This is a genomic window from Blastococcus carthaginiensis (assembly GCF_030731085.1).
GTDB classification, from domain to species: domain Bacteria; phylum Actinomycetota; class Actinomycetes; order Mycobacteriales; family Geodermatophilaceae; genus Blastococcus; species Blastococcus carthaginiensis.
The window spans coordinates 39,246-53,576 of the sequence record NZ_JASNFN010000004.1 but is presented as its reverse complement, the minus strand read 5'-3'; the positions used below and the strand labels follow the sequence as shown (position 1 = coordinate 53,576).

Sequence of the window (14,331 nt, the reverse complement as noted above, 5' to 3'; positions counted from 1 at the left end):
TGTCGGTGGCCTGTGGTGTGCTGACCGGCACATCGATCCCGAGGGGTGGACTCCTGTGACCAGTGCCGTCATCGGTCCCGCGGAACAGCTCGACCCGAGGCTGCTCGAGCACCGCCGCGAGCTCACCGGCTACTGCTACCGCATGCTCGGCTCGGTGTTCGACGCCGAGGACGCGGTGCAGGAGACGCTCGTCCGCGCCTGGCGCGGGCTGTCGGACTTCGAGGGCAGGTCGGCGCTGCGCTCGTGGCTCTACCGCATCGCCACGAACGTCTGCCTGGACCAGCTCGCCGGCCGGCAGCGCCGGGCCCTGCCGATGGACCTGGCCGGCTCCCCGTACCCGCCTGTCCCCGCGTCGCTGGCCGGGCGGCGGCCGACGACGGCGTGGGTCGAGCCGGTGCTCGACCGCCAGGTCCTCCCCGAGGACGGTGACCCGGCCGACCGGGCGGTGGCACGGGAGTCGGTGCGGCTGGCGTTCGTCGCCGCCCTCCAGCACCTGCCGCCCAAGCAGCGGGCGGTGCTGATCCTGCGCGAGGTGCTGCGCTGGAAGGCCGACGAGGTCGCCGAGCTGCTCGACACCACCGTCGCCTCGGTCAACAGCGCCCTGCAGCGGGCCCGGGCGACGCTCGCCGACGTCGGCGGCCGCCCGGCGCCGCGCACGCTGGACGACGACGCCCGCGCCCTGCTCGCCCGCTACCTGGATGCCTTCGAGCGCTACGACATCGACGCGTTCGTGCAGCTGCTGCACGAGGACGCGACCCAGCACATGCCGCCGTTCGAGATGTGGCTGCGCGGGCGGGAGGACATCAGCACCTGGATGACCGGCCCCGGCGCCGGCTGCCGCGGGTCGCGGCTGATCGAGACCTCGGCCAACGGCACACCGGCGGTGGCCCAGTACCGGCCGGCCGAGGGCGGTGGTCACGTGCCGTGGGGCCTGCACGTGCTGGAGATCGAGGACGGCCGGATCGCCCACATCTCCAGCTTCCTGAACCTCGACTGCGAGCTGTTCGCCGCCCTGGGGCTGCCGACGGAGCTGTAGGCCGGGCAGGCGGCACGGCCCGGCAGCTCCCGCGGGCCCCGGGGCGGATACGGTGCGCACCCCGCTTGACCGGGTCGGCGCACCACGCCAGCCTGTGGAGATGACGGCACTGGTGATGCCCGTGCACGGGCGATGGGCGTGGGACGCGCGCGGGGAGGGCCGGGCGGTCCGGGTCTCGACGCACGTCGAGGCGGGGCTGCTCAACCTCAGCCTCTGGCGCGGGGAGACGTGCGTCGGCACGGTGCGGCTGGCGCCCGAGGACGTCGCGCAGCTGGTCGCCGGGCTGACCGACGGGCTCAGCGCGCTGGCCGCCCGCCCACGGGTGCTCGCCCCGGACGCGGCGCGGGTGGCGGAGCTGGAGACCCGGCTGGCGCGGCTGGAGCAGCGGCGCGATCCGCTGTGGCGCCGGGCCGCCGACGCCGCCGGCGGCTGGGCGGTGCGGAAGGCCGCGCGCCGGCCACGCTGATCCGCCGCCGCGGACCGCCGAGCTCGGGGGAGGTCCGGTGCGGGGGCTCATCGACTCCGTCGTCATCCGGCGGCGCACGGGTCACGGGCGTCGGGCGGGGGACCGGTCGCCACGCGGTTGCTGCCGACCGGCCGCCGTCGACCGTGCGAGCGTTCCCGCTGGGTGTCCGCCGGTCACACCTCGGCCCGTCTGCCGGCCGGACCCGATCAGGACCCGCGCGAGCAGGTGCGGGCGCATCAGCTCCGCAGGCCGGGCGAGCATCCCGATGACGCGGATGAAGGCTGCGGCCACGACCGGATCGCGGTGCGCCGCCGGCAGCAGGCGCTGCAGGTAGGCGGTCGTGAGCCGCCACGACACCGGCCGGGGGCCGTCCACCTCCGGGTACGCGAGGTCGGAGCCCGTGGCGAGGTCCCACGCGTCCTGCACGGCCCAGCGCGCCGCCGCGAGCGTCCGGAGGCCGATGCGGTCCACGCCGCGCGCGTCGAGGGCACGGCCCAGTTCCACGGCCTCGATGATCGCCACGGTCATGCCCTGCCCGAAGCGTGGATCGAACGAGCAGACCGCGTCCCCGGCGACCAGGTAGCCCTCGGGCAGGCGCCGCAAGCGGTCGTACCGGTGCCGCGAGAACGACGGGAAGGCGGCTCGGGCGGCCTCCCCGCTCGGCTCCGCGCCGGCGACGATGTCCGAGAGGTCCCGGCTCCAGAGGCCGGCGGCGTAGTCGGCGAAGCCGGCCGGATCGGCCGGCGGGCGCTCCCCGAGCATGCCGATGAGGGTGACGATCCAGCGCCCGTCCTCGATGGCCAGCGCGACTCCGCCCCGGCGCCCGTCGGGCGGCACGTCCACCAGCACGTTGCGCGCGCCGTCCAGCACCGCAGGATCGCGGCGGAACATGCGGGTGGTGTAGTGCACGTCGACCTTGAGCCGCTCCTCGGCAGGAGGCGCGTACCCGAGCTCGGCCAGCCAGCGGGGCGACGGGGAGCCGCGCCCCGTGGTGTCGACCACCAGGTCGGCGTCGAGCGTCCGCTCCTCCGCGGGCTCCGCCTCGGAGCGCAGCCGCACGCCCGTGATGCGGCTCCGTCCTGCGTCCGTCGTCAGCTCGCGGGCGGCCCAGCCGTCGAGCACCTCGACGCCGTCGAGCGCGCGGACCCGGTCGCGGACGACGCCCTCGATCAGCGGCCGGGTCGCCCCGGTGATCCGGAAGTCCGTGCCGGTGAGGTCCAGCCGGCCCCCGCCCATGTGGAAGCGCCACTCGGGTGACTCGATGACGTGCGCACCGGCGGCGGTCAGGTCGTCGACGATCCCCGGCAGCAGCTCCTCCAGCCGGCTCAGCCCACCTGGCACCAGCAGGTGGATGTGCTGCCCCTGGGGCACACCTCGCCGCTCGTCGCGGCGGTCGGGCAGCAGGTCCCGGTCGACCAGCGTGACGTGCCGGAAGCGCCGGGCCAGCGGTACGGCGTGCACGAGCCCGGCCATGCCGGCACCCAGCACGATGGCGTGTTCTCCGAGGTGGGGCACGGCTTCCTCCCGGGGGCAGCGGCTGCGTCGTCCCCTCACGCTAGGAACGGGGGACCGGGCCGGCATCGGTCAGACGGTGCACATCCACCGGCAGCGGTGATGCACCGTCCTGTGCACGTCCGTCACACCAGGTGGTGCTCGTAGGCGTAGGCCGTCGCGGCGGACCGGTTGGGCAGCGCCAGCTTCGTGAAGACGTTGTGCAGGTGCCGTGCCACGGTCTTGTCGCTGATGACCAGCCGGGCGGCGATCTCGCGGTTGGTGCACCCCTCCGCCACGAGGCGGACGACGTCGAGTTCACGGGGCGTCAGCCCGGCCGCCGGAGGGGGAGCGCCCAGGCGCTCCAGATCGGGCCCGGCCCCGACCGTCTCGAAGACACGCCGCGCCGTGGTCAGCTCCATCGCGGCCGTGTCCTCGTCGCCCAGCCCGCGCAGCGCGTGGCCGACCAGGACACGGGTCCGGGCCGCCTCGTAGGGGGCCACCAGCGCCGACCAGCGCGCCAGGGCATCCGACAGGTCGCCCAGCGCGGCCGCGTACCTGCCCTCGGCCAGCGACACCGCACCCCGGGCGCGCGCGGCGGTGGCGCGCATGGCGCTCGTGCCGACGGTGCGGGCGATGCCGTCGAGCTCGAGGCAGGCGGCCCCGGCCGCCCCGGTGTCCCCGGCGGCCAGCAGGATCTCCACGCCGGCGGCCAGCAGCTCCGCCCGTGAACGGGGAGCGCGGACCCCGTCCACCACGCCGGCGGCAGGGCGGTCCAGGGCGCAGCGGATCGATGCCACCGCGGTCTGCGTGCGTCCCTGGGCCAGCCGCAGCAGGGCGAGTCCCGGTTGCGGGTCGTGGCCGAGGACGACCGCCTGCTGGAAGGCGGCTTCGCCGGCGGCCTGCTCACCTCTCACGCGGTGCAGTTCGGCCAGCCGGTAGTACGCCGTCCCGGCCGCGAGGTCGGGTGGGTCCGACAGCCAGTGGCAGGCGCGCTCGGCCTCCGCGACCGCTTCCGCCCAGTCACCGCGCCACTGGGCCAGCTCGGCCCGGTGCACCAGGCACTGCCCCCGGAACGGGATGAGGCCGGGCTGCGCGTCGCACCAGCCGGTCAGCGCCGCCGTCCACTGCTGGGCCCGGCGCAGGTCGAGGACCTCCTGGCAGGCGAGGACCACGGCGCAGTAGACGATCCCGGACGCGACCGGCGAGACTCGGCCGGCCTGGACGGCGACCATCGCCTCGTCGAGGTGGGCCAGCCCGCGGGCCGCCGCACCGCCCCGGATCAGCGCCTGGCCCTGCCCGAGGCAGCCGAGCGTGGCCAGGTCGGCGTCCCGGAAGCGCCGGCCGGCCGTGGTCGCCTCCGCGAACGCGTGGTGCGCCCCGGCCGGATCACCGCGGTCCAGGGCGCGGAGCCCGGCCGGGAGCAGCAGGTAGCCCCGTTCGGCGCACTCCTGCGGCGCCCCCTCCTCCAACGCACGCTGCGCCCGGGCGAGCCACCCGCCGCCGCGCGCGTCCGCTCCGTGCGCGAGGAGGAGCACCAGGCCCAGCCAGAAGGCGCACCGCGCAGCGGCCAGGACGTCGCCGCGGTCGGCGAAGGCCTCGTACGCCCTCTCCCACGCGACCTCCGCCACCTCGTCCTTGCGGGTGAGGTGGGCGCTGAGCCCGAGCCGCAGCAGGTCCTCCGCATCCTGCAGCGCGCCCTGGTCATCGGCGGCGACCAGGTGGGTGCAGGCCTGCTCCCACGCGCGCTGTTCGACGGCCGCGCGACCCAGGGAGAGAGGGTCCATGGGTCCTGGCTACACCTCGGCGGGTGGTCCGGACAGTGCTTCCCGCGCGGGGCGGCGCCGAACCAGCGGCCAACGGCGCACCGGCCGAGCCCACGGAGCCCGGCTCAGGACGAGGCGGGGCGGGCGCCGGGGGCCGGCGCGTCGTCCCGGGGGTGCACGGCCGGGCCGGCGACCGGGCACTGCGTGCGCTCCTCGATCCGGACGCGTCCGGAGCCGGACGGCTGCGCCGGGGCCTCGGGAGCGTCGTGGCCGAGCGGCCGGCGCACGTACAGGACGGCCAGCAGGGCACCGGCGGCGAGCAGCCCGGCCAGGATGAGCATCGCCGTGCGGAAGCCGTCGGCGAACGCCTCCGGGTCGGTGTAGTCGTCCCCGCCGATCCCGGCGGCCACCGGGACGACCGCCACCGCGAGCAGCCCGGCCGCCCGCGCCACGGCGTTGTTGACCCCCGAGGCGACGCCGGCGTAGCGGTCGGCGGCGGAGTCCAGCACCGTCGCCGTGAGCGGGGCGACCAGCAGCGTGAGCCCCGCGCCGAACAGCACCGCCGCGGGGAGCACGTCGAGCAGGTAGGAGGCGTCCGGGCCGATCCGGAGCATCAGCAGCACACCGCCCGCCGCGACCAGCGGCCCGCCAGTGAGCAGGGAGCGCGGCCCGATCCGCTGGGCCAGCGCGCCCACCCGGGCCGAGAACAGCAGCATGAGCACCGTGACCGGCAGCAGCGCGGTCCCGGCCAGCAGCGGGCTGAAGCCGGAGACCACCTGCAGGTGCAGGACGAGCAGCACGAACAGCGCCCCGAGCGCGGCGTAGACGAAGAGGGTGACGCCGTTGGCCGCGCTGAACTGCCGCTCCGCGAACAGCGACGGCGGGACCAGGGGGTGCTGCGACCGGCGCTCGACCCCCACGAAGGAGGCCAGGGCGACGGCCCCCGCCGCGCCCCACAGCCAGGTCGCCGCGCCCGCGCCGCCCTCCCCGGCGGCGGTGAGGGCGTAGGTCAGCGCACCGAGCCCCACGGCGACCAGCGCCGTCCCGGCCCAGTCCAGCCGCGGCGCGGCCGCCGGGTCGCGGGATTCGGGCACGTGCCGCACGGCGACGAGGACGACCAGGGCCGCCAGCGGCAGGTTGATCAGGAAGACGGCCCGCCAGCTCCACTCGACCAGCCAGCCACCGACGAACGGCCCGATGGCGGCGGCGACCCCGGAGAGTCCGGACCAGGCACCCACCGCGGCGGCCCGGTCGGGGCCGGAGAAGGACGCCGAGATGATCGCGAGGCTGCCGGGTGTCAGCAGCGCCCCGCCGATGCCCTGCAGGGCGCGGGCGGCCACGAGCGTCTCGATGTCCGGCGCCAGCCCGCACAGCAGCGAGGCGAGGGCGAACCAGCAGACGCCGACCACGAAGAGCCGGCGGCGCCCGTAGCGGTCGCTGAGCGAGCCGCCCAGCAGGATGAGCGCGGCCAGCGTGAGCGTGTAGGCGTTGACCGTCCACTGCAGCCCGGCGAAGTCCGCCCCGAGGTCGGACCCGATCCGTTCCAGGGCGACGTTGACGACCGTGGCGTCCAGCATGGCGACGCCCGAACCGAGCACGGTCGCGAGCAGCACCCAGCGGCCCTGGGCGGTGTCCATCCGCAGCCCCGTGCCGACCGGAGGTGGTGCGCTCATGCGTGGTCCTCCTCCGCCGGCCGCCGACAGCATCGGTGCGTCGCTCGTCGCTGTCCAACGCCCGCGGTGGCCAGGGATTCCTCCGGCCGCCCACTGCCTTGGGGACCGCCGCCGGCGGCGCGCATGATGTCGGCATGTCGCCCCAGGCAGACCTCGTCACCGCGGCCGGCGAGGTGCCGGGCTACCTGGGGCCCACCGCGGCCCTGGTGGTGGCCGCGGCGGTCATCGGCTACCTGACGGCCCGCGCCCGGGTGGTGCCGATCGTCGGGTTCCTGGTGGCGGGGGTCCTGATCGGCCCGGCCCAGTTCGGCGTCGTCGACAGCAGCGAGGCGGTGGAGGCGGCCGCCGACATCGGCGTGATCCTCCTGCTGTTCACCATCGGGATCGAGTTCTCGCTGGAGCGGCTGGCGCGGGTGTGGACGTGGATCGCCGTCGCCGGTGGGCTGCAGCTGGTGCTCGCGGCCGGCGCCGGGCTCGGGGTGACGCTGGCCCTGGGCGGCGGGTGGCGGGACGGGCTGTTCACCGGCTTCCTGCTGGCGCTCTCGTCGACGGCGATCGTGCTCAAGCTGCTGGGGGAGCGGCGGGAGAGCTCCGCCGTCCGGGGCCGCCTGGCGCTGGCCGTGCTGATCGCCCAGGACCTCGCGGTGGTGGCGATGGTGCTGGTCGTGCCCCTGCTCGGCCCGACCGCCGACGGCGGGGGCTCGGCCGGTGTCGCGCTGCTGTGGGCGGTGCTCACCGCCGTGGCGGTCATCGCCGCCGTGCTCGTGCTGGCCCGCCGGGTGATGCCCGCGCTGCTGGACGTGGTGGCCCGCACCTGCTCGCCCGAGGTGTTCCTGCTGGCGATCGTGGCCGTCTGCTTCGGCACGGCCTACCTGACGGCGCTCGCCGGGGTGAGCGTGTCGCTCGGGGCCTTCCTCGCCGGTCTGGTGGTGAGCGAGAGCCGGGCCAGCACCCAGGCCCTCGCCGAGGTGCTGCCGCTGCAGATCGTGTTCAGCGCGGTCTTCTTCGTCTCGGTCGGCATGCTGCTCGACGTCGGCTTCATGCTCGCCGACCTGCCGCTCGTGCTGGGTGCCGCCGCCGGTGCGCTGGTGCTCAAGACGCTGACCACCGCCGTCGCCGCCTCCGCCGTCGGCATCCGGCTGCGCACCGCGGCCGCGACCGGGCTGCTGTTGGCGCAGGTCGGCGAGTTCTCCTTCGTGCTGCTCACCGTCGGCACCGCGGCCGGCCTCGCACCGCTGGGGCTGGCCGACGACGGCGCCCAGGTCGTCGTCGCCGCCACGGTGCTGCTCATGCTGGCCACCCCGCAGCTGGCCGCGGCGGCGGCGCGGCTCGACCGCTCGCGTGGCGCCGCCGCCGGTCCCGTGTCCGCGGACGAGGACGGCGCGCACCGCGACCACGTCGCGATCATCGGGTGGGGGCCCACCGCGCTCGAGCTGGCGGGCACGCTGCGCGACCGGGGGGTGGGCGTGGTGATGACGACGCTGAACCCCGACGGGGCGGCGCAGGCGGAGGCCGACGGGCACACCGTGGTGCGGGGCGACCCGACCAAGGGGGAGGTCCTGCGGGTGGCCGGGGTGCCCGCCGCGCGCCTCGCCGTCGTCGCCGAGGACGACCCCGAGCAGGCCGTGCGGGTGGTGGCCGCGGCGCGGGCGGTCACGATCGCGCCCATCGTGGCGCGCCCGCTGGGTGCCGTCGACGTCGTCGAGCTCGCGGACGCGGGCGCCGACCACGTCCTCGACCGCGACCGGATCTCCGGGCACGCCCTGGAGCGTGCGGTCCTCGCCGAGCTGGGGCACCGCGTGGCCCACCCGGACCGGGGGCGGACCGTCGTCGACACGACCCGGGTGGTCCGCTACACGTGGCCGGACGGCAGCGGCTGCGGGCACGGGGACAGCTCCCGGCCGGTGGTGCCGTGGGCGCACGGCTGCGTGGGCTGCCTGCGGGAGGGCACCGAGTGGGTGCACCTGCGCACCTGCCTGAGCTGCGGGTACGTCGGCTGCTGCGACTCCTCGCCGCGCCGGCACGCGCGGCTGCACGCCGCCGCGGACGACCACGCGCTCGTCGCCTCGGCCGAGCCGGGGGAGAGCTGGGCCTACTGCTTCGTCGACGACGTGACCGTGCCGGCCCCCGGTGGGGCCGCGCCGGAGGCGGAGACCTCGGCCGCGCAGCAGTGACGTGTCCTCGTCCCACTCGAACGTATAGCGCACCCCGGGGCTTGCGGCAAGGCCCCGGTCGGCCCGCACACTCGCCCGCCGGGGCCGGCTGACCGCGCGCGGACGGGCGCGGCGGCGGCCCCGGATCGGAGCCGCTGCCGTGACCGTGTCCACCCGTGCTTTCGACCTCCCCGCACAGCTCGCCGCCAAGGCCGACCCCGCGCTGATCGCGGCCGACGAGCGGCACTTCGCCCTGATCGCCGAGAGCCTCGCGCGATCGATCGCCGAGCTCACCGAGCGGCTGGCCGCCGAGCGCGCCGCTCCCGGCGGCACCGGTCAGGCGGCGCTGGACCGCGACCTGGAGGTACACCGGCTCGCCACCCGGCTGCGCACCCTGCGCCGGTTCGGTCTGGACCTGTGCCTGGGGCGCGTGGTCCCGGCCGAGGGCGGCGAGCCGGTGCACGTCGGGCGGCTCGGTCTCACCGACGGCGCCGGCCGGCGGCTGCTCGTCGACTGGCGCTCCCCGGCGGCGGAGCCCTTCTTCGCCGCCACCCACGCCGACCCGATGGGTCTGGTCAGCCGCCGCCGCTACCGCTGGACCCGCGGCCGGATCACCGACTACTGGGACGAGGTGTTCACCGCCGACGGCCTGGAGGGGCACGCCGCCCTGGACGACCAGTCCGCCTTCCTCGCCGGCCTCGGCGGCAACCGGTCGGCCCGGATGCGCGACGTGCTCGGCACCATCCAGGCCGACCAGGACGCGATCATCCGCGCCGGCTCCCGCGGCGCCCTCGTCGTCGACGGCGGGCCGGGCACCGGCAAGACCGTCGTCGCCCTGCACCGCGCCGCCTACCTGCTCTACTCCGACCCGCGCCTGGGGCACCGTGGGGGCGGCGTGCTCTTCGTCGGCCCGCACGAGCCCTACCGGGCCTACGTCGCCGACGTCCTGCCCGGCCTGGGGGAGGAGGGCGTGCGCACCTGCACTCTGCGCGACCTCGTGCCCGAGGGGGACGGTGCGGTCGCCGAGGCGGATCCGGAGGTCGCCCGGCTGAAGGCGTCGGTGGGGATGGTGGCGGTGATCGAGGAGGCCGTCCGCTTCTACGAGGAGCCACTGGCCCGGGGGACGACGGTGACGACGCCGTGGGACGACGTCCGGCTGACCCCGGACGACTGGACCGAGGCGTTCGGGGCGGCCGAGCCGGGGACGCCGCACAACGAGGCGCGCGAGCAGGTGTGGGCGGCGCTGCTGGAGATCGTGGTCGATGCGCACGACCCCGACGTCGATCCCGACCAGGTGCGCGCCACGCTGGAGCAGGACCGGGAGCTGCGGGCGGCGTTCGACCGGGCCTGGCCGCTGCTCGACCCGGCCGACCTCGTCGGTGACCTGTGGTCGGTGCCCGCGTACCTGCGGCGGTGCGCACCGGGGCTGAGCGCCGACGAGGTGCGGCGGCTGCAGCGCAGCGACCCCCGGGCGTGGACGGTGGCCGACCTGCCGCTGCTGGACGCGGCGCGGATGCGGCTGGGCGACGCCGGGGCGGTGCGGCGCCGGCAGCGGGAGGCCGCCGTCGTGGCGCGCGAGCGGGAGCGCATGTCCGCGGTGATCGACGCGCTGATCGCGGCCGACGACTCCGAGCTGCTGCTGATGACCAGCCTGCGGCACAGCGACCTGCGGGACGCCCTGGTCGACCAGGACGCGCTGCCCGCGGCGGACGCCGACCCGCTGGCCGGGACGTTCGCGCACGTCGTCGTCGACGAGGCGCAGGAGCTGACCGACGCGGAGTGGCAGGTGCTGCTGCGCCGCTGCCCGTCGCGGAGCTTCACCGTGGTGGGGGACCGGGCGCAGGCGCGGCGGGGCTTCCCCGAGCCGTGGGCGGAGCGCCTGCAGCGGGTCGGGCTGAGCGAGGTGCGCCAGATGTCGCTGACCGTGAACTACCGGACGCCGGCGGAGGTGATGGCCGAGGCCGAGCCGGTGATCCGCGCGGTGCTGTCGGACGCCAACGTGCCGACGTCGGTCCGCAGCACCGGGGTGCCGGTGGTGCACGGGTCCGTCGCCGACCTGGACGGGGTGGTCGGCGGCTGGCTGGCCGGGCACGTGGAGGGCATCGGCTGCGTGATCGGGGACCCGGCGTTCGCGGAGCGGCCCCGCGTGCGGTCGCTGACCCCGTCGCTGGCGAAGGGGCTGGAGTTCGACCTCGTCGTCCTCGTCGACCCGGGATCCTTCGGGGTGGGCGTCGGAGGAGCGGTGGACCGCTACGTGGCGATGACGCGGGCGACGCAGCAGCTCGTCGTCCTCACGAGCCGGTGAGCTCTCAACCTTGGTGCGCAGCAAAGGCAGGTCCAGCCGCGCCACCGGACGTCCAGCCGCGTCACGGCGCGGCCAGACGTCCGGCGGAGCGGCTCAACCCTCGGGCGCCGCCGCCGGGGGCGGCGCCGCGGCCCGCCGCCGCGCCCGGCGGAGCGGCACCACGACCGCGACGGCGACCAGCGCGGCGAGCACGAGCCACGGCAGGACGACGCCGAGCACCACGACTGCCCCGCCCGCGACTGCGACCAGGGACCGCCACCCGGTGGCCAGCCCGTCGAGGAAGCCGTCCGGACCGCCGGCGGGTGCCACGCCGAAGGGCTCCAGGTGCACGTGGAGCGTCGACAGCTCCACCTGGTCGGCGAGCGCGGCCCGCCGGGACTGCAGTGACTCGAGCTCCTGCTGCCGCTGGGAGAGCGCCTGCTCCGCCTCCAGCAGGGCCTCGGTGGTGGCGGCGTCGTCCATCAGGGCGAGCAGCCGCGCCACCGAGGCCTGCAGCGCCGTGATGCGCGCGTCGAGGTCGACGACGGTGGCGGTCACGTCGGAGCGGGACACCGAGACACTGCTGACGTCGCCGAGCTCCTCCAGGTCGGCGAGGACGCCGGTCAGCTCGTCGGCAGGCACGCGGACGACGAGGTCGGCGACCACGCCCTCGGCCCCGTCCACGCCGGAGGTGGCCTGCACGGTGCGCTCGTCGACGCGCCCGCCGACGGACTCCACCAGCTCGCTGACCTGCTGCGCGCCCTCGGCCGGGTCGTCGACGGCGACCGAGGTGCTGGCGGTGGTGACCACCTGCCGGTCGTCGGCGGCCTCGTCGCTCCCCGGGACTGCCACTTCGGGGGCGACCGCACCACCGCCGGTGGCGCCGTCGGCGGCGCCCGACTCGCTGCCGGAGGAGCCCGTGCAGCCGACGAGCAGGGCGAGGACCAGCGCGACCGGGGCCAGGAGATGCTTCGCGGTACGGACGGCAGGACGGCGATCGAGCCACCGGCCGGCGTCGATGCGGGAGTGGAACGGCCGGTGCTCCGGCCGGCTCGGGGCGGGAACGGTCTCCATGACCGGAGGACGGCACCGGGGGCGGGGTCGGTTCCATCCCGCACCGTCGACGTACCGCGGCGCCGGGCCGGGGCTACGTCGGATCCGCAGCAGCTCGACGAAGAAGCGCAATGAAAGGTTGCGTCTGATGCCCCGACGGCGCTAGCCTCATCCGCAACCGAATGTTGCAGGAGGTTGGCGTGGAGGTCGGAACCCTCGTCCGCGAGGTCTACATCGAGGCATCGCCCGACATCGTGTTCGAGGTGGTGAGCAACCCCGAGCACCTCACGGAGTGGTGGCCGGACGACGCCCGGTACCAGCTTGCCCCTGGGTCGGTGGGCGAGATCGTGTTCGGTGATCCGGATGCCGGCGGGAAGGTGGTGTCCTTCAGCGTCGTCGAGGTGCAGCCGCCGCGGACCTTCTCCTTCCGCTGGACGCACCCTGCCGGTGCGAACGCGGTGGAGGGCAACTCGCTGCTGGTCACCTTCGACCTGACCTCCTCGGGCAGCGGGACGCTGCTGAGGATGACCGAGACCGGGTTCCGGGAGATGGGGTGGGAAGCGGCGGTCCTGGAGGAGCAGTACCGCTCGCACACCACCGGGTGGGACCACTTCCTCCCGCGGATCGCTCCCTACGTAGCGACCCAGGAGGTCCGGCGATGAGCACCCCAGGGGGCGAGCAGGTCGACGACGACCTGTGGTCGGCGATCGGCGACCCGATCCGGCGTCGCATGCTCGACCTGCTGCTCCTCGACGGCTCCGGCACCGCGACCACGCTCGGCCAGCGGCTGCCCGTCACCCGGCAGGCGGTGGCCAAGCACCTCGTGGTCCTGAACCGCGTCGGGCTGGTCCGAGCGACCCCGCAGGGCCGCGAGAAGCGTTACCAGGTCGACGAGGCCCAGCTCGCACGCGCGATCGCCGACCTGTCGTCGGTCGGGTCGGCGTGGGATGCGCGGATGCGGCGCATCAAGCGCATCGCCGAGTCGATCCAGCGCACCAGGCAGACCTGAGCTCGGCAGAGCGGACAGGCCGAGGGGGTGGCCCCTCAACGCGGAGGCAGGTCATGCCCCCGCGCGATTCCACGGCACAGAGGGAGAGCGACGCAATGGTGGACATCCTGCACCGGGTGGGGATCGAGAACTCCACACCGGAGAAGGTGTACGACGCGCTGACCACGGTCGAGGGGCTGGCCGGGTGGTGGACCGACGACGTGGCGGGGAGCCCCGACGTCGGCGGGGTGCTGGAGTTCCGGTTCCCGCCCGGCGGTTTCGACATGCAGGTGCTCGAGCGGCGGCCCGCCGAGCGGGTCACGTGGGAAGTGGTGGCCGGCCCGGAGGAGTGGGTCGGGACGACCGTCGACTGGCGGCTGCGCCGCGACGGCGACTACACGATCGTGATGTTCCAGCACCAGGGCTGGGCGGAGCCGGTGGAGTTCATGCACCACTGCAGCACGAAGTGGGCCACCTACTTGATGAGCTTGAAGCAGCTGGTCGAGACCGGTCAGGGTGCGCCGTCGCCGAAGGACGTGCACATCGCCCACCCCGACTGACCTCGACGGCCGGCCCGCTGCGCCGAGAAGAGCCGGCGTGGCGGGCCGGTCGCGGCGGAGGACGGAGGTCGAACCGGGAACCGGGTCGCCGACGGCTGGCAGCGCCGGCTGTCGTCCTGACCCTGGTGCGCCGCTGCTGCTCGGCGGTCACCGGGTCATCGCCGGCTCTGCGCCAGGCCGTCGTCGACCGCGACCCTGACGCGGTCCGCCGCCTCGTCGTAGAGCTCGCGCTCCACGGCGGAGCTCAGCTGTACCAGCGTCCCGCCGGGGTGACCACCTCCTCCCGGGCGCGGTCCAGCCGTACGCCCGCACCGGTGCACCGGCCCCGTCGTCGGCGGTCGTCCTGCTGGTCAGGTGAGGTGCGGCGCACTAGCGTCCGGGGCGCCAGGCCGCTGCGACTGCAGACCGGGAGCCCCGCCGTGCCCGCACACCGCATCTTCACCACCCCGTTCTCCAGCGTCTACCCGCACTACGTGGCCAAGGTCGAACGGAAAGGGCGCACCCGGGACGAGGTCGACGAGGCGATCTGCTGGCTCACCGGCTACGACGCTGCCGGCCTCGCCGCAGCGCTGGAGGACGAGGTCGACTTCGCGACCTTCTTCGACCAGGCACCGGCGATGACGACCCACGCGGCGCTCATCACCGGCAGCATCTGCGGGGTTCGCGTGGAAGAGGTCGAGGACCCCCTCATGCGCAGGATCCGCATGCTGGACAAGCTCGTCGACGAGATCGCCAAGGGCCGGCCGATGACCAAGGTGCTGCGGGGTGGCCCCGACAGCCGCACCACGGTGCAGGCCCGCGCTACCGGGTGAGGCCGACCTCCGGGGACGCGCCCGCGCTGTGAGCGGCGTCCGGTGCATT

General features: G+C 75.5%; 12 protein-coding genes. 8 read left to right on the top strand and 4 right to left on the bottom strand.

Annotated elements, in window-relative coordinates; all coding sequences use genetic code 11:
* Positions 1-55: 55 nt before the first annotated feature.
* Both QOZ88_RS05260 and QOZ88_RS05255 read left to right on the top strand, forming a co-directional pair.
* Positions 56-1,036, top strand: a complete 981-nt coding sequence (locus QOZ88_RS05260) for a sigma-70 family RNA polymerase sigma factor (protein WP_305998744.1) — start codon at positions 56-58, stop codon at positions 1,034-1,036.
* Positions 1,037-1,136: 100 nt separating this feature from the next.
* Entirely contained in the window at positions 1,137-1,502 is a 366-nt protein-coding gene (locus QOZ88_RS05255; RefSeq protein ID WP_305998743.1) for a hypothetical protein, read from the top strand.
* 81 nt (positions 1,503-1,583) lie between these two features.
* On the opposite strand, the gene QOZ88_RS05250 is transcribed toward QOZ88_RS05255, so the two are convergent.
* The 3 genes from QOZ88_RS05250 to QOZ88_RS05240 all read right to left on the bottom strand — a co-directional run bounded on the left by QOZ88_RS05250 (position 1,584) and on the right by QOZ88_RS05240 (position 6,432).
* A complete protein-coding gene (locus QOZ88_RS05250) occupies positions 1,584-3,017 on the bottom strand; it encodes an FAD-dependent oxidoreductase (protein ID WP_305998742.1) in 1,434 nt (477 codons plus the stop codon).
* A 122-nt stretch (positions 3,018-3,139) separates the two neighbouring features.
* Positions 3,140-4,780 (bottom strand): LuxR family transcriptional regulator, encoded by a 1,641-nt coding sequence (locus tag QOZ88_RS05245; RefSeq protein WP_305998741.1) that lies wholly within the window; start codon positions 4,778-4,780, stop codon positions 3,140-3,142.
* Positions 4,781-4,884: 104 nt separating this feature from the next.
* Entirely contained in the window at positions 4,885-6,432 is a 1,548-nt protein-coding gene (locus QOZ88_RS05240; protein ID WP_305998740.1) for an MFS transporter, read from the bottom strand.
* Positions 6,433-6,566: 134 nt separating this feature from the next.
* On the opposite strand from QOZ88_RS05240, the gene QOZ88_RS05235 reads away from it, so the two are divergent.
* Entirely contained in the window at positions 6,567-8,606 is a 2,040-nt protein-coding gene (locus QOZ88_RS05235; RefSeq protein WP_305998739.1) for a cation:proton antiporter domain-containing protein, read from the top strand.
* 139 nt (positions 8,607-8,745) lie between these two features.
* Positions 8,746-10,890, top strand: a complete 2,145-nt coding sequence (gene helR / locus QOZ88_RS05230) for an RNA polymerase recycling motor ATPase HelR (protein WP_305998738.1) — start codon at positions 8,746-8,748, stop codon at positions 10,888-10,890.
* Between the two features lie 93 nt (positions 10,891-10,983).
* On the opposite strand, the gene QOZ88_RS05225 is transcribed toward helR, so the two are convergent.
* Complete coding sequence (locus tag QOZ88_RS05225) at positions 10,984-11,943, bottom strand: DUF4349 domain-containing protein (RefSeq protein WP_305998737.1); 960 nt, start codon at positions 11,941-11,943, stop codon at positions 10,984-10,986.
* A 179-nt stretch (positions 11,944-12,122) separates the two neighbouring features.
* Between QOZ88_RS05225 and QOZ88_RS05220 the strand changes: the two genes are divergently transcribed.
* The 4 genes from QOZ88_RS05220 (at position 12,123) to QOZ88_RS05205 (ending at position 14,282) form a co-directional block, all read left to right on the top strand.
* Positions 12,123-12,584 (top strand): SRPBCC family protein, encoded by a 462-nt coding sequence (locus QOZ88_RS05220; protein WP_305998736.1) that lies wholly within the window; start codon positions 12,123-12,125, stop codon positions 12,582-12,584.
* Positions 12,581-12,931: an ArsR/SmtB family transcription factor gene (locus QOZ88_RS05215; RefSeq protein WP_305998735.1), complete on the top strand. Its 351-nt coding sequence runs from the start codon at positions 12,581-12,583 to the stop codon at positions 12,929-12,931. The genes QOZ88_RS05220 and QOZ88_RS05215 overlap by 4 nt, the downstream gene beginning before the upstream one ends.
* A 95-nt stretch (positions 12,932-13,026) precedes the next feature.
* Positions 13,027-13,470 (top strand): SRPBCC family protein, encoded by a 444-nt coding sequence (locus QOZ88_RS05210; RefSeq protein ID WP_305998734.1) that lies wholly within the window; start codon positions 13,027-13,029, stop codon positions 13,468-13,470.
* Positions 13,471-13,889: 419 nt separating this feature from the next.
* Positions 13,890-14,282 (top strand): DUF2200 domain-containing protein, encoded by a 393-nt coding sequence (locus QOZ88_RS05205; protein ID WP_305998733.1) that lies wholly within the window; start codon positions 13,890-13,892, stop codon positions 14,280-14,282.
* Positions 14,283-14,331 lie beyond the last annotated feature (49 nt).

Coding starts and splice junctions, on each gene's coding strand:
- QOZ88_RS05255 (WP_305998743.1), top strand. CDS start 1,137: ATGACGGCACTGGTGATGCCCGTGCACGGGCGATGGGCGTGGGACGCG.
- QOZ88_RS05245 (WP_305998741.1), bottom strand. CDS start 4,780: ATGGACCCTCTCTCCCTGGGTCGCGCGGCCGTCGAACAGCGCGCGTGG.
- QOZ88_RS05240 (WP_305998740.1), bottom strand. CDS start 6,432: ATGAGCGCACCACCTCCGGTCGGCACGGGGCTGCGGATGGACACCGCC.
- QOZ88_RS05235 (WP_305998739.1), top strand. CDS start 6,567: ATGTCGCCCCAGGCAGACCTCGTCACCGCGGCCGGCGAGGTGCCGGGC.
- QOZ88_RS05225 (WP_305998737.1), bottom strand. CDS start 11,943: ATGGAGACCGTTCCCGCCCCGAGCCGGCCGGAGCACCGGCCGTTCCAC.
- QOZ88_RS05215 (WP_305998735.1), top strand. CDS start 12,581: ATGAGCACCCCAGGGGGCGAGCAGGTCGACGACGACCTGTGGTCGGCG.
- QOZ88_RS05210 (WP_305998734.1), top strand. CDS start 13,027: ATGGTGGACATCCTGCACCGGGTGGGGATCGAGAACTCCACACCGGAG.